We start from the raw sequence: 20,946 nt of genomic DNA, 5'->3' as shown, positions 1-20,946 counted from the left end.
ACCGAAGCGCCAGCAGACTGAAGGGATCGAGAACCGGAGCAGGGCGATGTTTCTGAAGGTACGCCACAACGACGACGCCAGCCTGGTGGTGGTGCTGAATGTCAGGCAGTTGTTCAACCCCTTCGACACCCAGGTCCAGGGCCGTCTCCATGGCGGCGAAGAGATGCAGGATCCCCAGGAGTACGCCAAAACCGACCTGCTCTTTCCCTCCGGGGAGGCCCTGCCCCGCTGCTGGCTCGATTCCCACTACCAGAGCTGAAGGCCAGCCAGGGCCATCGCTGCTAAGACGCCTCCATGGCGTCCCACTCCCACCAGCACGACCACGGGCATCCCCACCGCCAGGGCTCGCCCCGGGCCTTCTTCTGGGGGGTGCTGCTCAACAGCGCCCTCTCGGGGCTGCAGCTGGCGATCGGCATCGGCTTCGGCTCCCTGGCCCTGATCGGTGACGCCATCCACAACCTGGGCGATGTGGCCGGCCTGCTGTTCGGCTGGGGGGCCGAACGGCTCAGCGCCCGGCCGGCCACGGCCCGCTTCACCTACGGCTTCGGCCGCAGCACCCAGCTGGCCTCGCTGATGAACGCGGCCCTGATCCTGATGGCGGCGGGGGTGGTGATCGTCGAAGGGGTGCAGCGGCTGCTGAATCCTGTGCCCGTGGTGAGCGGCCCGGTGGCCTGGGCGGCGACGGCCGGCATCGTGGTCAACCTGCTCTCGGCCCGGCTGTTCGGCAGCGGCCACCACCACGATCTGAACCGGCGGGCGGCGGTGGTGCACCTGCTCACCGATGCCGCCGTCTCGGCCGCGGTGCTGATCAGCGCCGTGCTGGTGGGGCTGGTGGGCTGGATGTGGCTGGATGCGGCCACCGCCATCGGCGTGGGGCTGGCGGTGGCCTGGAGCGGCTGGGAACTGCTGGTGGAGGCCCTCAGCGCCAGCCTCGACGCCGTGCCGCGGGGCATCGACCTGGCCGCGGTGGAGGCGGCCCTGCGTGCCCTGCCCGGTGTGGAGGACGTCCACCATCTGCATGTCTGGGGCATGAGCACCTCCCGCGCCGCCCTCACCGCCCATCTCGTGGGCTCCGGCCATGGGCCGCTCGATGGAGACCTGCTGTCGCTGGCCCGGCAGCGGCTCGCCCAGCTGGGCATCAGCCACAGCACCCTCCAGATCGAGGCGCCCGGGAGCTGTGCGCAAGACGCGGCCCACGGGCCCCGATAGGCTGGCCCCAGCCTTCGGCGACGGACGCCTTGCGGTTCTCGCCTTCACTGCTGCCCAGCCACGTGCTGCCCGGCCACCTGCTGCCCAGTCACCTGGTGCCCAGGCTCAAGGGACGGGCCCGGCGCGGGCTGGAGAAGGGGCTGGCCGCAGCGGGCCTCGGCCTCGTGAAGCTCGATCCCCCCGACTCGCCCGCCCACCGGGCCGCCGAGCGCCAGCGGACCCTGCAGCGGCAGATCCTGGATCGCCATGACCAGCAGACGATCGCCGATGTGGAGGCCCTCAACGACCGGTATCGGTCACCGGTCCTCGGCAGCCTCCGGCCGATGGATCTGTTCCGGATGCTGGGGGAGTGCCTGGATCCCACCGACAATCGCCTGGGCTGCGCCAGCCAGCTGACCCACAGCCTGCAGGTGATCGAGGCGATGGTCGGCGACGGCGTGCTCGACGACGATCTGCTGCTGCTGGCCTTCCTGCACGACCTCGGCAAGCTGCTGCTGCTCACCGGTGAAGACCCGGCCAACGTGGTGGGCACCAATGCCATCCTCACGCCCAGGGCCAGGACCGGCCTCGACCAGCACATCTGCCAGTGGAACCACTGCGAATTCGGCTACCTGCGGTTCCGCTCCTTTCTGCCGCCCCATCTCAGCTGGACGATCCGGTACCACGGCCTCAAGGACACCAACCCCGTCGACTACATGAATGCCAGCGATGAACAGCACTTCAACGGCATCATGAAGCGCTTCCGCCACTACGACACGGCCTCCAAATCCATCGACATCAGACCCGAAACCCGGCTGGACGACTACCGAGATTTCATCGAAACGAGACTCCCCGATCGCATCCTTTTCTGATCAATTCGCAGCGTTGCCGTCATGCGCTTTCTTGTCGTTGGATCCGGCTTCGCCGGTGCCGTGCTGGCCAGGGAGCTTGCCGATCACACCGACCACTCCATCGATGTGATCGATGCCAGGGATCACATCGGCGGCAACTGCCACACGCACAGGGAACCGGAGACCGGCATCACCGTGCATACCTACGGAGCCCACATCTTTCACACCAGCGATCGGCAGGTATGGAACTACGTGCAACGCTTCACGGAGATGATGCCGTTCATCAACCGTCCCAAGGCCAGTATCGACAAGGGCATCTTCAGCCTGCCCGTCAACCTGCATACCATCAACCAATATTTCGGCAAGAAGTTCTCGCCTTCAGAAGCCCGGCAGTTTGTGGACTCCATCCGGCGCCATGACATCGAGCAGCCCCGGAACTTCGAAGAGCAGGCACTGCACTTCATGGGCGATGAGCTTTACCGGGCGTTCTTCCATGGCTACACGAAGAAACACTGGGGCTGTGAGCCTGAGCAGATCCCGGCCTCCGTGCTGAAGCGATTGCCGTTGCGCTTCAACTACAACGACAACTATTACTCTTCGATCTATCAGGGCATTCCCAGAGATGGCTACACCGCCATCTTCGAGCGGCTGCTCGACCATCCGCGCATCTCCCTGACCCTCAACCACCGCTGGCAACCCTCCGATGGCCAGGCCTATGACCATGTCTTCTACTCAGGGCCCCTCGATGGCTTCTTCGGCCACCGACGCGGGCGGCTTGGCTATCGCACGGTGTTCTGGGAGCGGCAGATCGAAACCGGGGATGCCCTGGGCCATCCAGGCATCAACTTTCCCTCCCTGGATGTGACCTTCACTCGCCGCAGGGAGCACAAGCATTACGAATACTGGAAGCAGCACGAGAAAACGATCGTGTTCACCGAATACAGCAAGGAAACGGGCACCGAGGATGAGCCCTACTACCCCAAGCGCCTGGCGGCCGACAAGGCCCTGCTGCATGGCTACCTGGGCGATTGCCTGCAGACGGAAAGGACCAGCTTCCTGGGCCGGCTGGGGCTCTACAAGTACATGGACATGCACCAGGTGATCGCCGAATCGCTCTCCCTGGCGCGGGAATTCATCGCCGCGATCGCTTCAGGGGAGCCCAGGCCCACCTTCCCCGAGGCCTTTCGCCTCAGCCTCTCATAGCTTGTCGCCGACCACACCCGGTCCGTCCTCCTCCAGCTGGAACACCAGCCCCCGGTTGCGCTGAATGATGGCGGGATCGCTGCCGCGGCCGGCCGGATCGGGACACAGCCGCAGGCTGTTCCAGGCGTACCACTTCAAAGGAAAGGAACTGACCCGGGGGGATTGACGCATCCCGTCGCAGATCATGTAGTCATACCCATAAACCACCGGCTGACCGGTGAGCCAGCCATAGAGCCGGCGGCATCCGGCCTGGGTGAGGGAATAGGCATGGGTGCAGTACAGCGGGCAGGTCACGATGTCCTGGAGGATCGGCATCGGCCTGGAGATCACACGGCGGGAGAGCGACCTCAGGCGGGGATGGCGATCGAGGAAGCGAAAGACACTGGGGCTGGGCAGATGCTTGTAGAGGATCTGGGAACCGAGAAACAGCAGGTCCCAGTCGGCAGGGGTGGCGGCATGGAAGGCCCTGGCCTGGGTCGTCCAGATGGGCGGAAAGAACACATCGTCCTCGAAGATGTGCACCAGCGGCAGATCCTGCTCGATGGCATGGGCCAGCAGGCCCAGGTGGGAGAGCAGGGACCCCTGGGAGCCGCGCCGGGCCGTGAAGCGATCGACATCGATCGGCCTGCCCAGACCATGGCGCTCGAACAGGGGCTCCAGATCCTCCGATCGGGCATCCACGGCGGGCCAGATCGACACCCGCGGGAATCCCGCCGCCCCCAGCCGCTGGAGCAGTCCGTCGCGGCGATCGGGACGGCGCTCCAGATTAATGCAGAAGGCGGGGGCCTCCAGAAACGCCTGCCAAGGCCCCATGGCTGTTGCTCCCTGCCGACGCGAACGCTAGGGAACCGTCCCGTGCCCCGCCCGAATCAGGCCGGTGGGGCTCAGGGCTCGATCCTGGCCGCCCGCTTGTCCTGCTCCAGCAGCTGCTCCACCAGGAGCTTGAGCAGCAGCGACACGATCGCCACGCCCCCCAGCACCATCGCCGCCCCGAAGGCCAGCTCGGTCTGGTAGTTCTTGTAGGCGTCCTCGACGAACAGCGGCAGGGTCTGGGTGAGGCCCTCAATGTTGCCGCTGACCACCGCGACGGCGCCGAATTCACCCAGGGCCCGGGCCGTGGTGAGGATCAGGCCGTAGAGCGCGGCCCAGCGCACCGAGGGGAGGGTCACCTTCCAGAACACCTGCCAGTTGGTGGCCCCCAGGGTGCGGGCGGCCTCCTCCTGCTCCCAGCCCTCCTCCTCCAGCAGGGGAATCACCTCCCGGGCCATGAAGGGGAAGGTGACGATGATCGTGGCCAGCACGATGCCGGGCCAGGAGAAGATGATCTTCCAGCCCAGGCTCTCGATGACGCCCCCCAGCAGGCCATGGGTGGGGCTGTAGAGCAGCACCAGCATCAGGCCCACCACCACCGGTGAGATCGAGAAGGGCAGGTCGATGATGCTGAGCAGCAGGGCCTTGCCCCGGAACTGGCGGCGGGCGATGGCGGTGGCCGCGGCCAGGCCGAAGATGACGTTGCAGGGCACCGCCACGGCGGTGGCGAGCAGGGTGAGGCGCAGGGCCGAGAGCAGTTCGTGGGACTGGAAGTTCTCGAGGAACGGCCCCAGGCCCCGGGCGAAGGCCGAAGCCACGACGCTCAGGGCCGGCAGCAGGATCACCACCCCCACGTAGACGCAGGCGATCAGGGGAATCAGGATCGCTCCCGGATCAGGGCCGTGCCGGCGGGACTTCGGACGTGGAGCCTGGGCGGCGGCGGGGGTCTCCAGGGTGGGAACGACGATGGTCATGGCGGACAGCCGACGGCGGGAACGGAAGACGGACAGGAGAGGGGGAGATGGCCGAGGCAGGGGGCGGCGGGACGGGCGGCAGGATCAGGCCCCATCGCCCTGGTAGCGCTGGCCCCACACCTGCAGCAGGTTGATGACGAGCAGGCTCAGCAGGGAGAAGATCAGCATCACCGCGCCGATCACGGTGGCGGCATCGAAGTCGTATTCCTCCAGCTTCTGGATGATCAGGGTGGGGGTGATCAGATCCCGGAACGGCACGTTGCTGGAGATCATCACCACCGAGCCGTACTCCCCCACGGCCCGGCTGTAGCCCTGGGCCACCCCGCCGAGGATCGCCGGCAGAAGCTGGGGCAGCACCACCCGAAGGGTGGTCTGGAGCGGCGTGGCCCCCAGGCACCAGGAGGCCTCCTCCTGCTCCTTTTCGAGGGAGCGCAGCACGGGCTCCACGGTGCGCACCACGAAGGGCAGGGAGATGAACACCATCGCCACGGTCACCCCCGGGGCGGCGAAGGCCACCTTGACGCCGAAGGCCTCGTGGAGCGGCTGGCCCAGCCAGCCGTTGGTGCTGTACACCGCCGTGAGAGCCAGGCCGGCGACGGCGGTGGGCAGGGCGAAGGGGAGATCGATCAGGGCATCGAGCAGACGCTGGCCCGGAAAGCGGCAGCGCACCAGCGCCCAGGCCACCACCAGCCCGAAGACGCCGTTGATCAGGCTGGCCACCAGGGCCAGGCCGAAGCTGACCTTGTAGGTGGCGATGGCCTCCGGCGTGGTGGCCATCTCCCAGAAACCGGCGGGTCCCACTTCGGCGGCCCTGAGCAGCATGGCCCCCAGGGGCAGGAACAGGATCAGGCCCAGGTAGGTCCAGGTGATGCGCCAGGGCCAGCTGGGCAGGGCCAGGGCCGGCGGACGCCAGCGACGCAGGAGGGCGGGGGTCATCAGGACAGGGGGACGGGGAGCGCGGGGGTGGAGCCGGACGGCGCTGGGCGCGACGACCGCGTCAGACTAAAGGACGGTTTGGCGGTGCGCTTACCGGTATAGTCAGATTCTCCCTGCCACCCAGGCCGTTTCCATGGGCATCCGCGTCGCCAACGTCAGCAAGAACTTCGGCGACTTCCGCGCCGTGGACGACGTCAGCGTCGACGTGGAAACCGGCTCCCTGGTGGCCCTGCTCGGCCCCTCCGGGTCGGGCAAGAGCACCCTGCTGCGACTGATCGCCGGGCTTGAGGAGGCCGATGCGGGCCGCATCTGGATCACCGGTGAGGAGGCCACCGCACGGTCGGTGCAGGAGCGCCAGGTGGGCTTCGTCTTCCAGCATTTCGCCCTGTTCAAGCACCGCAACGTGCGTCGCAACGTGGCCTTCGGCCTGGAACTGCGCCGCTGGAAGCCCGAGGCGATCCGCCGGCGGGTCGACGAACTGCTCGACCTCGTGCATCTGCGCGGCTACGGCAACCGCTACCCCTCCCAGCTGTCCGGCGGCCAGCGCCAGCGGGTGGCCCTGGCCCGCGCCCTGGCGGTGCAGCCCCGGGTGCTGCTGCTCGACGAACCCTTCAGCGCCCTCGATGCCAAGGTGCGCAAGGAACTGCGGGCCTGGTTGCGCAATCTCCACGACGAGATGCACGTCACCACCGTGATCGTCACCCACGACCAGGAGGAGGCCATGGAGGTGGCCGATCGGATCGTGGTCATGAACGAAGGCCGGGTGGAGCAGATCGGTTCCCCGGCGGAGATCTATGACCATCCCGCCTCCCCGTTCGTGATGAGCTTCGTGGGCGCCGTCAACGAGCTGCCCAGCGGCTCGCTGCCGGTGCGGCGCGATGCGGCCCCGGCGCTGCCGGCGGAGGGCCGGATCTTCGTGCGCCCCCACCATGTGCAGGTGCATGCCACCCCCCAGCCGGGCACCGTGCCGGCCCGCCTCCGGCGCCTCACCCACATGGGCCGCGACCTGCAGGCGGAACTGGTGCTCGATTCCGAGGAGGTGGTGGTGGCCCAGTTCCCCCGGGAAGAGGTGGACTACGCCAACCTGAAGCCCGGCGACCGACTGCATGTGATCAGCCGCCAGGCCCACGCCTTCCAGCCGGACTACTCGATCTGATCCGTGCCGCGGAGGATCTGATCAGGGCCGTGGGGGTTCGGTGTGAACCTCCGCCAGCCGGGCGTCGGCGAGGTACTGGGCCACGGCCAGGGTGTCCTGGTGGCGCAGCAGCTCACCGTTGCGGAAGATCAGGGTGAAGCGCTGGGGGTGGGGCTCATTGAGCCTGGAGCGGAAGTACTGGGCGGCCATGGCATTGGATGTGGATGAGCAGGATGGAGTCAGGGCAGTCGGCGCTGGGACGCCCGTGCCGGGACGTGGGCGCCGAAACGCGTCGGTGGGCTCAGGGGATGCTGACCATCAGGTCGGTGTCGCTCACCTGATGCAGCAGGCCGAGGCGCTTGAAATGGTTGAGGGTCTTGGTGACCGTCACCCGGGTGAGGCCGCAGATCTCCGCCAGGGCCTGATGGGTGAGGTTCATGTCCCGCAGGGAGAGGCGGTAGCCGCGGCTGCTCACCTGCCCGAAGCGGAGGCCAATCCAGCGCAGCAGCCGCAGCAGCCGTGAGTCGGCACCGCGGACCCGGTTGATCTCGAACAGCTCTTCGGTGTTGCGGATCTGGTGATGCAGGAAAGCCAGGATCTCGGCCTCGCTGGGATGGCCCTGCTCCACCACCACCGTGGACAGGCACTGGATCTCCACCGGACGCAGGGTGGAGTAGGCGTTGGTCACCCAGTCACCCGGGCCCCAGAGGCCGAGGGTGAAGGATTCGCCTTCTTCGTCGTGGGAGGCGGTGCGGATGTAGCCGTCCTGGATCTTCCAATGAAGTCCGTCGGGCAGGACGTCATGGGGCAGGAGCGTGAGGCGGAGGGTCTGGGGCGTGCGTGAGGTGGTCATGGCCGCAGGCGGAAAGCGATGGGATCGGGGGGTTCAGGGCAGGGCGGACAGCCAGCGTTCGGCTGGCGACAGGCATTCGCCGACAACAGCACATGGGGAGCCTGCGGGGACCCCAGAACCATACCTCACATTCCCCATCGGCAATGTGGCCTATTTAACGATCCGGCGCGGCCCGCTCAGATCCCGGCCCGTCCCGCTCAGATGAAGTACATCGCCTGGGCCTGGGCCAGGTGATCCCGCTGATCGAGCAGGTCCTGCAGGGTGGTGCCCGAGAGGATGCCGCGACGGGCCTCTTCAAGCCGCTCCTCCAGCCGGCCCAGCACTTCGAATTCGGGCGTGGCGCCCTGCTCGCCGGAACGGGCGGCGACATCCCCCTCCAGGCAGCTCACCACGTCATCGACCCGGATCTCGGCCGGCGGCCGCGCCAGCTGGTAGCCCCCCCTGGGGCCGCGGATGCTGCGCAGGATCTGGCCCCGGCGCAGGCTGGCGAGCATCTGCTCCAGATAGCGGTCGGGGATGCCCTGGCGCTGGGCGATCTCCGCCACCTGCAGCACCCCGCCCCGGGCGTGGATGGCGGCCAGCTCCATCAGCGAGACGAGGCCGTAGCCGGTTTTCGCACTGAAGGCCAAGGGATTCCCCGGTCGGTTTACGGGGATTGTGGCAGCCCAGGCCCTGGCGCCAGGCACCCACCGGACCTCCGCCCGGTGTCATCCGCCCTACATCGCCCGGCGAGCGGCAGGGATAACTTTCTCCAGTTCGCCCATCGGTCAACCGTGCTTCATTCGTTCTCCTCGCCCCCTCGGCCCGCCGCCTGCCGCCCGTGGCTGCCCGGCCTGGTGGCCGCCCCCCTGACCTTCGCCATCGCCCTGGGGGGTTCCGGCACCCTGCTGCCCCTGAACGCCCAGGCCCAGCAACCGGCGCCACGGCAGGAACTGCTGCTCGTGTCCTATGCCGTCACCAAGGCGGCCTACGACAAGATCATTCCCCGCTTCACGGCCGACTGGAAGAAGCGGACCGGCCAGACCGTCGTCATCCGCACCAGCTACGGCGGCTCGGGCTCCCAGACCAGGGCGGTGATCGACGGCCTGGCGGCGGATGTGGTGGGCCTGGCCCTGGCGGCCGACACCCTCAAACTCCAGGAGGCCGGCCTGATCCGTCCCGGCTGGGAGAGGGAGAACCCCAACAACAGCATCATCACCAACTCGGTGGTGGCCTTCTTCGTGCGGCCCGGCAACCCGAAGAAGATCCGCACCTGGAACGATCTCGACAACAAGAACGTGGAGGTGATCACCGCCAATCCCAAGACCTCCGGCGGCGCCCGCTGGAACTTCCTGGGCCTGTGGGGTTCGGTGACGGAGACCGGTGGCAATGAGGCCAAGGCCCGCGCCTTCGTGACCAACGTGTACCGCAACGTGGACACCCTGCCCAAGGATGCCCGCGAGGCGACCGACGTGTTCGTCAAACGCAACCAGGGTGATGTGCTGCTGAACTATGAGAACGAGGCGATCCTGGCCAGGAAGAGCGGCACCTGGAAAACCCCCTACATCGTGCCCACCACCAACATCCTGATCGAGGGGCCGATCGCCGTGGTCGACAGGAACGTGGACCGCAAGGGAACCCGCCGAGTGGCCGAGGCTTTCGCCAGGTACCTGTACAGCGAACCGGCCCAGCGGGCCTTTGCCGAGGAGGGATTCCGACCCGTCAACGCCAAGGTGAAGGCCGAGACGAGATCCCGATTCGCTCCGGTCTCGAAGCTGTTCACCGCCCGGGACTTCGGCGGCTGGGACACCATCAACAAGCGGTTCTTCGGCAAGGGAGGGCTCTGGGATTCGATCTTCTCCAAGTCCCGCTGAGCCAGCAGCCGGCCCCCTGAGCGGGGGAGCCGCAGGCCAGAGAGAGGGGGAGGGGGCCGGCCACGGGCACAGGGGAACTGGATAGCCGATCGGGATACCGGTGTATGCTCTGCCGGATTGTCGATCAGAAAACCGTGGTTTCCCCCTTCGCCCGTTCCGCCGCCCCCCTCGCCATCACCGGCCTCCTGCTGGGGGGTCTGGCCCTGACCGGCTGCAGCCCCCGGCCCGAGGGCGGCGCCAGCGGCGGTGCCGGTGCCGGTGCCGGCGGCGCTCCCCAGGAGCTGCTGCTGGTGAGCTACGCCGTGACCAAGGGGGCCTACGACCGGATCCTGCCCAAGTTCGAAGCCGACTGGAAGGCCAGAACCGGCCAGGCCATCAATGTCAAGACGAGCTACGGCGGCTCCGGCTCCCAGACCCGGGCGATCATCGACGGGCTCGATGCCGACGTGGCCACCCTCGCCCTGGCCGGTGACGTGCTCAAGCTCCAGGAAGCGGGCCTGGTGCAGCCGGGCTGGGAAAAGGATCTGCCCGGCGGCGCGATCATCACCCATTCGGTGGTGGCCTTCATCACCCGTGACGGCAATCCCAAGGGGGTCCGGACCTGGGCCGACCTGGCCAAGCCCGACGTCACCGTGGTGACGGCCAATCCCAAGACCTCCGGTGGTGCCCGCTGGAACTTCCTGGGGCTGTGGGGCTCGATCAGCCAGACCGGCGGAAGCGAGGCCCAGGCCAAGGCCTACGTCAGTTCGGTCTACCGCAACGTGGAGAACCTGCCCAAGGACGCCCGCGAGGCCAGTGACGTCTTCCTCAAACGCGGCCAGGGCGACGTGCTGCTGAACTACGAGAACGAGGCAATCCTCGCCAAGCGCAGCGGTGACCTCAAAGCCCCCTTCATCGTTCCCGAGGTCAACATCCGCATCGAGGGCCCGGTGACTGTTGTCGACCGCAACGTGGATCGCAAGGGCACCCGCAAGGCCGCCGAGGCCCTGGCCACCTATCTCCAGAGTGAGCCGGCCCAGGAGATCTTCGCCGAAGAGGGCTTCCGTCCGGTCAACCCGGGGGTCTGGAGCCGGGTGAAGGGCCGCTTCGCGCCGGTGAAGCAGCTATTCACGGCCGGCGACTTCGGCGGCTGGAAGCAGATCAACGACACCTTCTTCGGCAAGGACGGGGTCTGGGACCAGCTGTTCAGCAGCTCCCGCTGATCCGGGCCTCCCCCGGTGGGGAGAATGGAGGCCTCGGTGGACCTCGGGTGATGTGTGAACTGCTGGCCCTCAGCGCCAACACCCCCACCGACATGCGCTTCTCCTTCCATGGCCTCACCCGCCGGGGGGGAGCCACCGGCTGCCACGGGGACGGCTGGGGGGTGGCCAGCTTCGATCCCGATGGCCGCGGGGTGCATCTCTACCGGGAGGACGCCCCGGCCGCCTTCTCGCCGATCGCCGCACGGGTGGCCAGCCTGGATCTGCGCTCCCACTGCTCAATCGCCCACATCCGCAAGGCGACCCAGGGGGTGGTGGCCCTGGAGAACTGCCACCCCTTCCACCGGCGCTGGCAAGGGCGGGAATGGGTGTTCGCCCACAACGGCAACCTGCTGGGGCCGCTGCCGCCGACCCGGCTGTTCGTTCCGGAGGGGTCCACCGACAGCGAAGTGGCCTTCTGCTGGATCCTGGAGCAACTGAACGCCGCCGGTGCCGATCCGGCGGACCTGGACAGCATCTTCGACACGCTGGTGCTTTGCTCCCGGCAGCTGGAGCAGCAGGGCACCTTCAACTGTCTGATCAGCAACGGCAGCTGGCTGTTCGCCCACGCCAGCACCCGCCTGCACCGCATCACCCGCCGGGCCCCGTTCGGCCGGGCCACCCTGGCCGATGACGACCTCAGCGTCGACTTCTCCGAACTGGCCGGCGTCGACGACGTCGTGACGATCGTCAGCACCGAACCGCTGACCAGGGATGAGGCATGGCTGCCGCTTCAGGCCGGCGAGGCCGTCCTGCTGGTGGGGGGAGAGGTGGTGCGGCACCAGCCCCCTGGGGTGCCCGTCGAGCCCATCGGCTAAGCCAGGCAGAAGACATGGCGGTACCCCAGGTCGAGCAGCTCCTCCGCCAGCTGAACGGCTGACGCCTGGATCGGGCCCCCACTGCCCCGTCCGATGCAGATCAGGGGCCAGGCCAGATCGGGCAGCAGGGCGCGGATCCGGTCCGGCTCCATCTCCGCCTCCAGCTGGACGGCACCCTGGAGGGCCTCGCCGAGGGGATGCTTTCGCTGCACCAGGGTGGCTCCTTCCCAGAGCAGGCGGCGCACCTCCAGGGGCTGAAGATCCTGGCGCTCGGCACGGGTGAGGAACTCCCGATCGCAGAGGGAGTCCTGACGGTCCCGGAGGCCATCGTGGTCGTGGTGATAGCCCATACGGAACGGAGGCAGAGTCCTTTTCGCCTGCAGCATGACCTGCATCAGGGGAACAGCCTGTGCGTTCAGGCCTTCGGCCATGTGTTCACAACCACGACTGAAGAGACAGGAGAAGAGCACCATGTCGGAGTGCTCCGAAGGAGTGCGAGTAAGGGACTTCAGGGATCCTGCCGAACAGCAGGATCCTTTTTCATGGGCGGCGCCTTGGCGGAAAGCCTGTTTTCAACGGTTTGTTGCCCGGATTACCGTAGTTAAGACCTTCGGGCCTGAAGATTGGGGCACCGCAGCAAGGATCTCCATGGCAACCGCCCTCCAAAACGCAGAATCCACAAGTCTTTCCGGTGATCTCCTCTCCCCCCGGCAACTCCTGCGCCTGCTGGCCGGCTCAGGCCCCAACGGCCCGGATGCACCGCAAGTGATCATCGATCTTCGCGCCAGGAGCCGCTATCGCCACAGCCATGTCCCAGGGAGTCACAACATTCCCAGCGGCTGGCTGATCAGCGGCGAGCTCCCCGACGGTGACCTGATCCTGGTGGGCGACAGCACCCAGCATTCGGCCGCGACGATCGACCATCTCCAGGCGCAGGGCCATGCCCGACGCATCCGCCATCTCGCTGGCGGCTTCGGGGCCTGGCAACACCAGCACCTGCCCGTGACCGGACGGCAACGCAAGGGGTGGCCCCAGCTCTTCCGGGGGATCCCGGGGCTCCGCCCGAACCGCCTGCTCCGCCCGGCCTCCCGGCAGGAGGCCTGACGTTGACGACCACCCGAACGACCCATCGCGCCGGCCATCGGCAGGTCCTCGAGCTGTTCCGCGAGCAGCCGTTGCGGCTGGAATCCGGGGAGACCCTGGGGCCGATCACGATCGCCCATGAGAGCTGGGGGCAGCCCGATGCTGCGCGCAGCAACGGCGTGCTGCTCCTGCATGGATTCAGCGGCGACAGCCACGCTGCCGGCCCGGCGGGCCCAGGCCACCCCACCCGAGGCTGGTGGGATGGGCTGATCGGCCCGGGCCGGGCGATCGACACCGACCGGTTCTTCGTGGTCTGCCCGAACGTGCTGGGGGGCTGCCAGGGCAGCACCGGCCCCGGCAGCCCGGCCCCCGACGGCAGGCCGTGGGGAAGCCGTTTCCCCTCGCTCACGATCCGCGACCAGGTGGCGGCGGAGGTGGCCTTCAGCGGCAGGCTCAAGATCCGGCGCTGGCAGGCGGTGATCGGGGGCTCCATGGGCGGCATGCGCGCCATGGAATGGGCGATCGCCCATCCCGGGCGGCTGGAGCGGCTGGTCCTGCTGGCCACGACAGCCCGCTGCTCCGCCCGGACCAACGATGTCCACCGCAGCCAGATCGACGCCATCCAGCAGGACCCGGCCTTCCTGGGCGGCGACTACGACGACCATCCCGGCGGCGGACCCCGGACGGGGCTGGCCCGGGCTCGGGCCATCGCCCGGCTCACCTACGGGGGCCTCGACGACGGGAGCGGGTTCCTGGAGCGCTTCGACGCCAACAGCTACATCGTCCTCACCCAGGCCATGGCCGGCCATGACGTGGGCCGCGGGCGGGGCGGGGTGGCCGCGGCCCTGGCCCGGATCAGCGTGCCCGCGTCCGTGGCTTCGGTGAGCTCCGACCGGCTCTTCCCACCCCACAGCCAGCGCGAGCTGGCCCGGGCGATCGCCGGGCCCGTCCGCTTCACTTCGATCGACAGCCACCTCGGCCACGACGGCTTCCTGGCGGAACAGAATCAGCTCGCACCGATCCTGCGACAGGCGCTGGCCTGACGCCGGCGGGCCAGGGCGCGGGAGAGAGTCGGCAGCGCCGGGGTTCCATCGGCCGAGCGCAGCAGGGCCAGGCCCAGGACCAGGAGTGGCACCCCGATCAGGACCGGGGCCGTCAGCATGCCAAGCGCCAGCAGCAGGGTCGGGCCGAAGTTGTTGGGCACCGGAGGGAGGCTCTCGGGATGGACGGCGGACGCCTCAGGGGAACCGTGTGGGAAGAACGATCGTGACACGAACGATGGGGAGCGACACCATCGTCCTACCGACAATCGATCGAGGGGAACGTCACTCGAACCACAGCAGGATGTGGGGCCGGATCATCGCTCGAAAAGCCAGCCACAAAGCAGACAGAACGCCGCGATGAGAACGAACAACTGGGGGGAGAAACCGATCACATGGCCGACAATCACACCCGCCAGAATCACCATCCAGGCACGCCAGTTCGGCCACGGACTGAAGAAGGAGTCCTCGCGGACGACTCCTGCCGGCGGCTTCTGGGATGTCCTTGCCGATGCCCCTGCGCCGGCACTGAGGGTGGAGGTGGAAGTGGAGCTGGGGTCTGGAGCTTGGCGCCCTGTCATGGCCAGTCTTTTGCGTTCATCCTGCGTCCCCATCGATGGACCCGATGTAAGTGGGAACACATCCCCGCGGTGGCGGACGGGCACGTCCCACTGACTAGGTTGTGACCCTTCGCGGTGCCGATCGGTGCTGAAGGATCCGTTCAGCCTCACCACGGCCGCCCGTTTCTGGCTGCGGCTGGGGCTGGTCAGTTTCGGCGGGCCGGCCGGCCAGATCGCGCTGCTGCATGCCGAACTGGTGGAGCGCCGGCGCTGGCTGTCGGAGCGTCGCTTCCTGCATGCGCTCAACTACTGCATGCTGCTGCCGGGTCCGGAGGCCACCCAGCTGGCCACCTACCTGGGCTGGCTGATGCACGGCCTGGGGGGTGCCCTGGTCGCCGGTGGCCTGTTCCTGCTGCCGTCGGTGGTGGTGCTGCTGAGCCTCTCCGCGATCTACGCCCTCTGGGGCCAGCTGCCGCTGCTGGCGGCGGTGTTCTGGGCGCTCAAACCGGCGGTGCTCGGAATCGTGCTCCAGGCGGCCTGGCGGCTGGGGCGGCGCACGCTGCACAACCCCGCCCTGGCGCTGATCGCGGCGGCGGCCTGCCTGGCCCTGGCCGTGGGCCGGGTGCCCTACCCGGCCCTGATCATCGCCACGGCCCTGGTGGGCTGGATCGGCGGTCGGCTGCGGCCGGCCCTGTTCCGGGGCCCCGCGCCACGCACCTCCGCCGCCTCCGGGGCTGCCCCAACCCCGGAGGCCGCCCTGCACGGCGATGACACCCCCACCCCCGCCCACGCCCGCTTCCGCTGGCCCGGCCTCGGCCTCACCCTGCTCGGGGGCGGCGCGGCCCTCGGGCTGCCCCTGGCCCTGCTGACGCTGGCGGGGGGCTGGGACGGCCAGCTCGCCACCATGGCCCGGTTCTTCTTCAAGGTGGCCCTGGTCAGCTTCGGCGGCGCCTATGCCGTTCTCCCCTACGTGGCCCAGGGGGCGGTGGAGACCTACGGCTGGCTGGACGCCGCCCAGATGGTGGACGGCCTGGCCCTCGGCGAGACCACCCCGGGGCCGCTGATCATGGTGGTGGCCTTCGTGGGCTTCATGGGGGGCTGGAACGGCAGCGGCACCCTGGCGGCCGGCGTGGCGGCCGCCCTGGTGGTGGTGTGGTTCACCTTCCTCCCCTCCTTCCTGTTCATCCTGGCCGGCGGCCCCCTTGTGGAGGCAAGCCGCGAGGACCTGCGCGTCGGCGCACCCCTCACCGCCATCACCGCCGCCGTGGTCGGGGTGATCGTGAGCCTGGCGCTCTACCTGGCCGGCCCGGCCCTGGCCCCAGGCGGCGCCCCCGACGGCGGCGCCGTGCTGGTGCTGCTGGTGGCCGTGGTGCTGCTGTGCCGGGGGCTCGGTGCCCTGCCGGTGATCGGCGCCGCCACCGCGGTGGGCCTGGGGCGCTGGTGGCTCAGCGGGGGGGGCTGAGGCCGGCGGTCAGGGGAGCATCCCGCAGGCGAACAGCTTGTTCATCACCGGGCCCGCCACCTGGTCGATGAAGCCCTGACGCAGCTGGGGATCGTCGTTGAGCATGTCGAGCACGCGCTGCTCCTGGGACCCACGCCGCTCGCTGCGGGCGGCCCAGAGCTGGTCGCAGCTGGATTTCTGGTAGCGATCGATCACCTTCTTGGCCACCAGGTTGACGACCGGGGACTGGGCAAGGACGGGGGCCGGGGTCAGCAGACCTCCGGAGAGACCGGCCGTGACACCGACGACAACACCCATCACGGCACCTGCGGCGATACCCGGACGGGCCAGCGGGCGGTTCAGCATGGAGCGCCAGGGGAAACGGTGTCCCCAACGTAGATCCGTGCCATCGGCCGGGCTCAGAAGACGTCCAGGGGCTCGCGGCTGGGCGGCTGGACGGCACCACCGCTGAGGGCGTCAAGGCGCACGGTGAGCGTCGACGCCTGGCGACGGGCCGATTCCCCGCAGCTGCGCGGGGTGGGGAAGATCTTGCCGGGATTGGCCAGGCCCGCCGGGTCGAAGGCCTCCCGCACCAGGCGCATGGTGGCCAGGTCGTCGGGGGCGAACATCCAGTCGAGGTAGCAGCGCTTGTCGCTGCCCACCCCGTGCTCGCCGGTGATGCTGCCGCCCGCCTCGATGCAGAGGCGCAGGATGTCGGCCCCCAGCTCCTGCACCCGGTCGGTCACGCCGGGTTCATCGGCCCGATACAGGATCAGGGGGTGGAGATTGCCGTCTCCGGCATGGAACACGTTGGCCACCGGCAGGTCGTAGCGGTGGCTGAGCTCCTCGATCGCCGCCAGCACCGAAGGCAGGGCGCTGCGGGGAACGACGCCGTCCTGCACGTAGTAGGTGGGGGTGATGCGGCCGACGGCGGCGAAGGCAGACTTGCGCCCCTTCCACAGCAGGGCCCGGTCGGCCTCGCTGGAGGCCCGCCGGATCGTGCGGGCACCGGCCCGTCGGCAGAGATCCCCGGCGATCTCCACGGCGGCGGCCACCTCCCGTTCCTGGCCGTCCAGTTCGATCAGGAGCACGGCGGCCGCATCGCGGGGGTATTCGTCCCGGCCGAACAGGTCGTCGACGGCGTTGATGGTGAAGTTGTCCATGATCTCCATCCCGGCCGGCAGCACCCCGGCGGCGGTGACCAGCCGCACCGCCTCACCGGCGGCCTCCATGGCGGTGAAATCGGCCAGCAGCACCGCCACGCTCTGGGGCGCCCGCAGCAGCCGCAGGGTGATGGCGGTGGCGATGCCGAGGGTGCCTTCGCTGCCGATGAACACCCCGCGCAGATCCAGCTCGGGGGTCTCGGCCAGACCGCTGCCCAGGGTGGTGACCGTGCCGTCGGGGAGCACCACCTCCATCTCCAGCACGTGGTTGCTGGTGACGCCGTACTTGAGGCAGTGCACGCCGCCGGAGTTCTCGGCCACGTTGCCGCCGATGCTGCAGACCACCTGGCTGGAGGGATCCGGGGCGTAGTAGAAGCCGTCGCCGGCCACTGCCCGGGTGACCCAGCCGTTGATCACCCCCGGCTGGACGGTGATGCGCCGGTTGGCCAGATCGACATCCAGGATCGAGCGCATGCGACTGGTGGCGATCACCAGGGCTCCGTTCTCGGCCAGGGCGCCGCCCGAGAGGCCGGTGCCGCTGCCGCGGGCCAGGAAAGGCACCCCGTGGCGGTGGCACAGCCGCAGGATGGCGGCCACCTGCTCGGTGGTCTCGGGCAGCACCACCAGCGGGGGCTGGGCCCGGTGCAGGGTGAGGCCGTCGCAGTCGTAGGCCAGCAGCTCCTGGGGCGCCGCCACCACGGCTTTCGGCGGCAGGATGGCGCGCAGCCGACGCTCCATCAGGGGCCAGTCGGGGCTCACGGCTTGCGGACGGGGGTCAAGGAACGCTCCGCTGAACAGGGAACAGGCTTCTGCCGACCTTACCTGGGTCCGATGGGGACCTCGCCGGCGGCCGGAGGGATCACCACAGTGGATCCACCGGTGGGGGCGGGAACCAGCCCGCCGAGCTCCTCACTGAGGGGCCCGAAGAGCTTCAGCAGGGCCTTGCGGTACTGGGATTCGTTGATCACGTCCTCATCCACCAGTTGGCGCAGGTTCTCGATGCGGGCCTTGATCTGGGCATCCTTGAGCAAGGAGGTGCAGTCGAAGTTCTGATTGGTCTTCGCCAGGGGAAGGGTGACGCTCATCAGGGCCAGCAGGGAAGAGCGATTGCCCACATTGCCGGTGGCGTTGGGTGTCACGATCACTTCATTGGCGGCGCCCCACTGGTCGGGATAGGCCCCGGCCGAGATCGAGAGGCTGGGAACCGAGCCACCATCGGAGCTGCAGCGGATCCCGCCGCCGAGATCGATGGACACCCGGGACCGCTGCGTGTTGCCCTGGTTGGGGCTCAGATAGATCTGGGCCTGGGCGGGAGCGATGGCGACAGGGAGGCCCGATCCAGCCCCGGCCAGAGCGAACAGACCCGCAAGGTGAACAGTCCGGAGGGAGTGACGCCGCATACGTAGAAGGGGCGAGAGGGGGAGAGAACGCGATACGACACGCCACGGGTCTGGCCAGGGCCGAGGCGAAAGCTGGTGGGACGTAGACGGATGAGCCTCTCGGCCTCAGCCAAGGGCAGGGGCACCAGGCTGGGGGAGCGGGTCGGGCCAGCGCCAAGGACGCCGTAAACCCCCAATGTGAGACGAATCAGACGGGATTCGCTGTTGGCGATCTGCACCAGACCGCGGCTGTTCTGCAGCCGCATCGGCCCCAGCGTCAGCGCCAGGCCTGCTGACGGGGCGGCGACAAGGAGGGCAAGACAGGCCAGGGCCTGACGGGCGGGAGGAGCCAGGAACCCCTGAATCACTGCAGGTTGCCCTTCATTGCGCATAACAGGTGGCGCTGGCGCGGGCGTTGTAGCTGCCGGCCTTGAAACCCGTGGCGGCGGAGAACTTCACATGCACCTCGGTCGGCGGCAGGGTGCCATCGGCATTAGGGATGTTGATCTCCGCCGAGGTGGCAAAGGGGGAACCGCCGATCCGCACCTCGCTGGTGCTGGGGCTGGTGCCACCGCTCAGGGTGGGGGAGGCCACCTGCACCCGGGCCGCGGTGGTGAGGTTGCTGTAGGCCGAGAGCAGACCCGGCTGGGGGTTGCCGAACATCTCGCGGGTGACCCGGCCCTCGGCACCCAGCTCGGCCACATCGGAGGAGAGGGTGCGGGCATCGCGGGACACGCCCAGACGCCCCTGGCTGACCACCAGGGTGCACTGGGGCGTGTACACCAGTTCCTGGAAGTCCACCGGCTGGGAGCTGACGCCATCGGCGCGGGCACCCGGAACCCCGAGGCACACCTGGTTGGCGAGCAGGCCTGCCCAGAGGAACCGGGCAAGGCTCGGGCGCGTGGGCGGCCGGATCGGGCTGGGGGCGGCGTGATGGAGCGCTCGAAGGTGTGTCATCGCGCTAGGGCTGGCCCTGCTTGGGGCCAGGGCTGGCTGGTTTGACGGCCCGCCCCGGCCAACGCGAGCAGACGCGAAGGGAGGTCAGGCCGGAAGCGCTCACGGAGCAGACATAAAACTCTCGAGAAACATCCAGAACCCTGTAGCGAATGCTTCGGGCCTCTCCTGCGCCAAGCCGGAAGCTGCTGGGCCGGAAGCTGACGATTCTCTCGGCCTCCTCCACGGCCAAGGGCTCCTCGGCGGCCGTTTTCCGGCCATCCACCAGCCGGGGCTGGTACACCGCCATGCGCACACGCTGAAAGCGTGATTCGGTGTTCCTGACCTGAATCTGGCCCGAAGCCTGGATCAGAACCAGCGGACCCTGTGTCAGGGCCTTGGCCGCCAATGCCCAGAAAGAAACCGCGCCGGCAACGGTGGCCAGCGCGGCAAGGAGGAAAGGAAATCTACGAATCACAAGGGGAGTGAATCAGGAGGATGGGATGAATCGCAGATCGCCCTCAAAGGAGAATCTGATGATCAGATTGCTCCATCATCGGTGCAGGTAACTGTTGAGGAGGTCGAATAGATACCGGCTGGCCACCTGGTGGCGGAACTGAGTGTGAATTCAACACCAAGGTCGGTCGCTGCAAGGGAGCCATCATCCGCGAGATCGATCGCAAAAGCGGCCGTTTTCTTGACTCCATCGATATACATGGCCTTGGCATTGGCAGGAACTACTGATCCGTACCCGCCCGTTCTGACCAGGTCAGCAGGAACACTGAAGACAACCGCAGCCGCACCCGTCGTCTCGTCGATCAGGTTCGAAGTCGCGCTGATCTGAACAGCGTCTGTAGGAGACGCCAGAACGAGAAGGCTCTGCGTCATCGTGGCGGCGCCACTGCCACTGGCAACGAGCGTACACTCCTTATTGAGTTCGCCAGTGAATGTTGGCGCAACAGGCGTGCCGATCGTCGCTGCCATGGCACCCAGACCACCACCCAGAATGGTCACAGTAGCCAGGGCAAGGGCCAGGCGGAAGGATGTTGTCGTCATGTTGTCCTCAGAGCAATGGGATCGAGCCATGGAAGGCCTGCAAGACGCAAGGCCTGCAAGGAAATGGCAGAAGATCGGGTAGAGAAACCAATCAGCACACACAACGTCAATGATGTGTCAATGCAGCAAGTCTGCTGTTTATGTTCTCTATTTCCCCCTCCCCCTGTCTCCTGGATTTACTCTAGGCCCATGGGTTAGGCATCTGTTGCCATGGACATGCTTTGCCCCTGGAAGATCGCTCATTTCGGTGGCATCAAGGAGCCACACATTGAGTGAGTTTTTGACTGAAAGTGTCTTCACTTTGTGAGCCGCTTTCCTCACCACCATCTTTCGTGCCACCGGCACCCCCACACCCGCGGACAGGCCGTGGCAGGCGGCTCGAGGGTGGGGGCAGGGGTGGGGAAACGGACCAGACCCGGCGCTGCTGACACC

The 20,946-nt window shown here is 67.9% G+C and carries 24 protein-coding genes; 11 read left to right on the top strand and 13 right to left on the bottom strand.

Annotated features, from left to right (window positions below):
• Positions 1-46 precede the first annotated feature (46 nt).
• The 4 genes from KBY81_RS06315 to KBY81_RS06300 are packed head-to-tail and all read left to right on the top strand — an operon-like array spanning position 47 to position 3,242.
• A complete protein-coding gene (locus tag KBY81_RS06315) occupies positions 47-259 on the top strand; it encodes an acetyltransferase (RefSeq protein WP_254975989.1) in 213 nt (70 codons plus the stop codon).
• 35 nt (positions 260-294) lie between these two features.
• A complete protein-coding gene (locus KBY81_RS06310) occupies positions 295-1,209 on the top strand; it encodes a cation diffusion facilitator family transporter (RefSeq protein WP_254975988.1) in 915 nt (304 codons plus the stop codon).
• A gap of 29 nt (positions 1,210-1,238) precedes the next feature.
• Complete coding sequence (locus tag KBY81_RS06305) at positions 1,239-2,060, top strand: inositol oxygenase family protein (RefSeq protein WP_254975987.1); 822 nt, start codon at positions 1,239-1,241, stop codon at positions 2,058-2,060.
• Between the two features lie 21 nt (positions 2,061-2,081).
• A complete protein-coding gene (locus KBY81_RS06300; RefSeq protein WP_254973478.1) occupies positions 2,082-3,242 on the top strand; it encodes a UDP-galactopyranose mutase in 1,161 nt (386 codons plus the stop codon).
• On the opposite strand, the gene KBY81_RS06295 is transcribed toward KBY81_RS06300, so the two are convergent.
• The 3 genes from KBY81_RS06295 to cysT form a co-directional block, all read right to left on the bottom strand.
• On the bottom strand, positions 3,237-4,055 hold the full coding sequence (locus KBY81_RS06295) for a glycosyltransferase family 25 protein (RefSeq protein WP_254975986.1): 819 nt from the start codon (positions 4,053-4,055) through the stop codon (positions 3,237-3,239). The genes KBY81_RS06300 and KBY81_RS06295 overlap by 6 nt on opposite strands.
• 71 nt (positions 4,056-4,126) lie before the next feature.
• The gene (gene cysW / locus KBY81_RS06290; protein WP_254975985.1) at positions 4,127-5,026 is read right to left on the bottom strand and encodes a sulfate ABC transporter permease subunit CysW; all 900 of its coding nucleotides are present in this window, start codon (positions 5,024-5,026) and stop codon (positions 4,127-4,129) included.
• Positions 5,027-5,110: 84 nt separating this feature from the next.
• Positions 5,111-5,962, bottom strand: a complete 852-nt coding sequence (cysT, locus tag KBY81_RS06285; RefSeq protein WP_254975984.1) for a sulfate ABC transporter permease subunit CysT — start codon at positions 5,960-5,962, stop codon at positions 5,111-5,113.
• A gap of 133 nt (positions 5,963-6,095) precedes the next feature.
• Here cysT and KBY81_RS06280 point away from each other — a divergent pair, with 133 nt between their 5' ends.
• The gene (locus KBY81_RS06280; RefSeq protein ID WP_254975983.1) at positions 6,096-7,118 is read left to right on the top strand and encodes a sulfate/molybdate ABC transporter ATP-binding protein; all 1,023 of its coding nucleotides are present in this window, start codon (positions 6,096-6,098) and stop codon (positions 7,116-7,118) included.
• A gap of 21 nt (positions 7,119-7,139) precedes the next feature.
• On the opposite strand, the gene KBY81_RS06275 is transcribed toward KBY81_RS06280, so the two are convergent.
• The 3 genes from KBY81_RS06275 to KBY81_RS06265 form a co-directional block, all read right to left on the bottom strand.
• Positions 7,140-7,307 (bottom strand): hypothetical protein, encoded by a 168-nt coding sequence (locus tag KBY81_RS06275; protein WP_254975982.1) that lies wholly within the window; start codon positions 7,305-7,307, stop codon positions 7,140-7,142.
• 91 nt (positions 7,308-7,398) lie between these two features.
• Positions 7,399-7,950 carry a Crp/Fnr family transcriptional regulator gene (locus tag KBY81_RS06270; protein WP_159819231.1) on the bottom strand — a complete coding sequence of 184 codons (552 nt, stop codon included), beginning with the start codon at positions 7,948-7,950 and terminating at the stop codon, positions 7,399-7,401.
• A 197-nt stretch (positions 7,951-8,147) separates the two neighbouring features.
• Positions 8,148-8,579: an Rrf2 family transcriptional regulator gene (locus KBY81_RS06265; RefSeq protein WP_254975981.1), complete on the bottom strand. Its 432-nt coding sequence runs from the start codon at positions 8,577-8,579 to the stop codon at positions 8,148-8,150.
• 207 nt (positions 8,580-8,786) lie between these two features.
• Here KBY81_RS06265 and KBY81_RS06260 point away from each other — a divergent pair, with 207 nt between their 5' ends.
• The 3 genes from KBY81_RS06260 (at position 8,787) to KBY81_RS06250 (ending at position 11,859) form a co-directional block, all read left to right on the top strand.
• Positions 8,787-9,803: a sulfate ABC transporter substrate-binding protein gene (locus KBY81_RS06260; RefSeq protein ID WP_254975980.1), complete on the top strand. Its 1,017-nt coding sequence runs from the start codon at positions 8,787-8,789 to the stop codon at positions 9,801-9,803.
• Positions 9,804-9,937: 134 nt separating this feature from the next.
• The gene (locus KBY81_RS06255) at positions 9,938-11,005 is read left to right on the top strand and encodes a sulfate ABC transporter substrate-binding protein (protein ID WP_254975979.1); all 1,068 of its coding nucleotides are present in this window, start codon (positions 9,938-9,940) and stop codon (positions 11,003-11,005) included.
• Between the two features lie 50 nt (positions 11,006-11,055).
• Positions 11,056-11,859 (top strand): class II glutamine amidotransferase, encoded by an 804-nt coding sequence (locus KBY81_RS06250; protein ID WP_254973490.1) that lies wholly within the window; start codon positions 11,056-11,058, stop codon positions 11,857-11,859.
• On the opposite strand, the gene KBY81_RS06245 is transcribed toward KBY81_RS06250, so the two are convergent.
• Positions 11,856-12,254 (bottom strand): hypothetical protein, encoded by a 399-nt coding sequence (locus KBY81_RS06245; RefSeq protein ID WP_254975978.1) that lies wholly within the window; start codon positions 12,252-12,254, stop codon positions 11,856-11,858. The genes KBY81_RS06250 and KBY81_RS06245 overlap by 4 nt on opposite strands.
• Before the next feature lie 370 nt (positions 12,255-12,624).
• On the opposite strand from KBY81_RS06245, the gene KBY81_RS06240 reads away from it, so the two are divergent.
• Together KBY81_RS06240 and KBY81_RS06235 are read left to right on the top strand one after the other, a co-directional pair.
• Complete coding sequence (locus KBY81_RS06240) at positions 12,625-12,963, top strand: rhodanese-like domain-containing protein (protein ID WP_254975977.1); 339 nt, start codon at positions 12,625-12,627, stop codon at positions 12,961-12,963.
• A 2-nt stretch (positions 12,964-12,965) separates the two neighbouring features.
• Complete coding sequence (locus KBY81_RS06235) at positions 12,966-13,985, top strand: alpha/beta fold hydrolase family protein (RefSeq protein ID WP_254975976.1); 1,020 nt, start codon at positions 12,966-12,968, stop codon at positions 13,983-13,985.
• Here KBY81_RS06235 and KBY81_RS06230 read toward each other — a convergent pair.
• Positions 13,949-14,146, bottom strand: a complete 198-nt coding sequence (locus tag KBY81_RS06230) for a hypothetical protein (RefSeq protein ID WP_106222519.1) — start codon at positions 14,144-14,146, stop codon at positions 13,949-13,951. The genes KBY81_RS06235 and KBY81_RS06230 overlap by 37 nt on opposite strands.
• A 544-nt stretch (positions 14,147-14,690) precedes the next feature.
• Between KBY81_RS06230 and chrA the strand changes: the two genes are divergently transcribed.
• Positions 14,691-16,004 carry a chromate efflux transporter gene (gene chrA, locus KBY81_RS06225; protein WP_261357108.1) on the top strand — a complete coding sequence of 438 codons (1,314 nt, stop codon included), beginning with the start codon at positions 14,691-14,693 and terminating at the stop codon, positions 16,002-16,004.
• A gap of 9 nt (positions 16,005-16,013) precedes the next feature.
• On the opposite strand, the gene KBY81_RS06220 is transcribed toward chrA, so the two are convergent.
• The 5 genes from KBY81_RS06220 to KBY81_RS06200 all read right to left on the bottom strand — a co-directional run bounded on the left by KBY81_RS06220 (position 16,014) and on the right by KBY81_RS06200 (position 20,514).
• Positions 16,014-16,349: a hypothetical protein gene (locus tag KBY81_RS06220; RefSeq protein ID WP_254973499.1), complete on the bottom strand. Its 336-nt coding sequence runs from the start codon at positions 16,347-16,349 to the stop codon at positions 16,014-16,016.
• A 53-nt stretch (positions 16,350-16,402) separates the two neighbouring features.
• Positions 16,403-17,884: an FAD-linked oxidase C-terminal domain-containing protein gene (locus KBY81_RS06215; protein WP_261357107.1), complete on the bottom strand. Its 1,482-nt coding sequence runs from the start codon at positions 17,882-17,884 to the stop codon at positions 16,403-16,405.
• Positions 17,885-17,964: 80 nt separating this feature from the next.
• Entirely contained in the window at positions 17,965-18,402 is a 438-nt protein-coding gene (locus tag KBY81_RS06210; RefSeq protein WP_254975973.1) for a hypothetical protein, read from the bottom strand.
• Positions 18,403-18,906: 504 nt separating this feature from the next.
• A complete protein-coding gene (locus tag KBY81_RS06205) occupies positions 18,907-19,482 on the bottom strand; it encodes a hypothetical protein (protein WP_254975972.1) in 576 nt (191 codons plus the stop codon).
• Between the two features lie 516 nt (positions 19,483-19,998).
• Complete coding sequence (locus KBY81_RS06200; RefSeq protein ID WP_254975971.1) at positions 19,999-20,514, bottom strand: hypothetical protein; 516 nt, start codon at positions 20,512-20,514, stop codon at positions 19,999-20,001.
• Between the last annotated feature and the right edge of the window lie 432 nt (positions 20,515-20,946).

Source organism: Cyanobium sp. Lug-B, assembly GCF_024345635.1.
Lineage (GTDB): Bacteria > Cyanobacteriota > Cyanobacteriia > PCC-6307 > Cyanobiaceae > Cyanobium > Cyanobium minutissimum.
Note: the sequence above shows the minus strand (reverse complement) of the source record. Positions and strands in the feature narration are given on the sequence as shown.

Excerpts from the sequence above, each read along its gene's own strand:
- KBY81_RS06310 (WP_254975988.1), top strand. The coding sequence starts at position 295 with ATGGCGTCCCACTCCCACCAGCACGACCACGGGCATCCCCACCGCCAG.
- cysT (WP_254975984.1), bottom strand. The coding sequence starts at position 5,962 with ATGACCCCCGCCCTCCTGCGTCGCTGGCGTCCGCCGGCCCTGGCCCTG.
- KBY81_RS06295 (WP_254975986.1), bottom strand. The coding sequence starts at position 4,055 with ATGGGGCCTTGGCAGGCGTTTCTGGAGGCCCCCGCCTTCTGCATTAAT.
- KBY81_RS06275 (WP_254975982.1), bottom strand. The coding sequence starts at position 7,307 with ATGGCCGCCCAGTACTTCCGCTCCAGGCTCAATGAGCCCCACCCCCAG.
- KBY81_RS06215 (WP_261357107.1), bottom strand. The coding sequence starts at position 17,884 with ATGGAGCGTCGGCTGCGCGCCATCCTGCCGCCGAAAGCCGTGGTGGCG.
- KBY81_RS06220 (WP_254973499.1), bottom strand. The coding sequence starts at position 16,349 with ATGCTGAACCGCCCGCTGGCCCGTCCGGGTATCGCCGCAGGTGCCGTG.
- KBY81_RS06315 (WP_254975989.1), top strand. The coding sequence starts at position 47 with ATGTTTCTGAAGGTACGCCACAACGACGACGCCAGCCTGGTGGTGGTG.
- cysW (WP_254975985.1), bottom strand. The coding sequence starts at position 5,026 with ATGACCATCGTCGTTCCCACCCTGGAGACCCCCGCCGCCGCCCAGGCT.
- KBY81_RS06245 (WP_254975978.1), bottom strand. The coding sequence starts at position 12,254 with ATGCAGGTCATGCTGCAGGCGAAAAGGACTCTGCCTCCGTTCCGTATG.
- KBY81_RS06200 (WP_254975971.1), bottom strand. The coding sequence starts at position 20,514 with ATGACGACAACATCCTTCCGCCTGGCCCTTGCCCTGGCTACTGTGACC.
- KBY81_RS06300 (WP_254973478.1), top strand. The coding sequence starts at position 2,082 with ATGCGCTTTCTTGTCGTTGGATCCGGCTTCGCCGGTGCCGTGCTGGCC.
- KBY81_RS06250 (WP_254973490.1), top strand. The coding sequence starts at position 11,056 with ATGTGTGAACTGCTGGCCCTCAGCGCCAACACCCCCACCGACATGCGC.
- KBY81_RS06205 (WP_254975972.1), bottom strand. The coding sequence starts at position 19,482 with ATGACACACCTTCGAGCGCTCCATCACGCCGCCCCCAGCCCGATCCGG.
- KBY81_RS06280 (WP_254975983.1), top strand. The coding sequence starts at position 6,096 with ATGGGCATCCGCGTCGCCAACGTCAGCAAGAACTTCGGCGACTTCCGC.
- KBY81_RS06270 (WP_159819231.1), bottom strand. The coding sequence starts at position 7,950 with ATGACCACCTCACGCACGCCCCAGACCCTCCGCCTCACGCTCCTGCCC.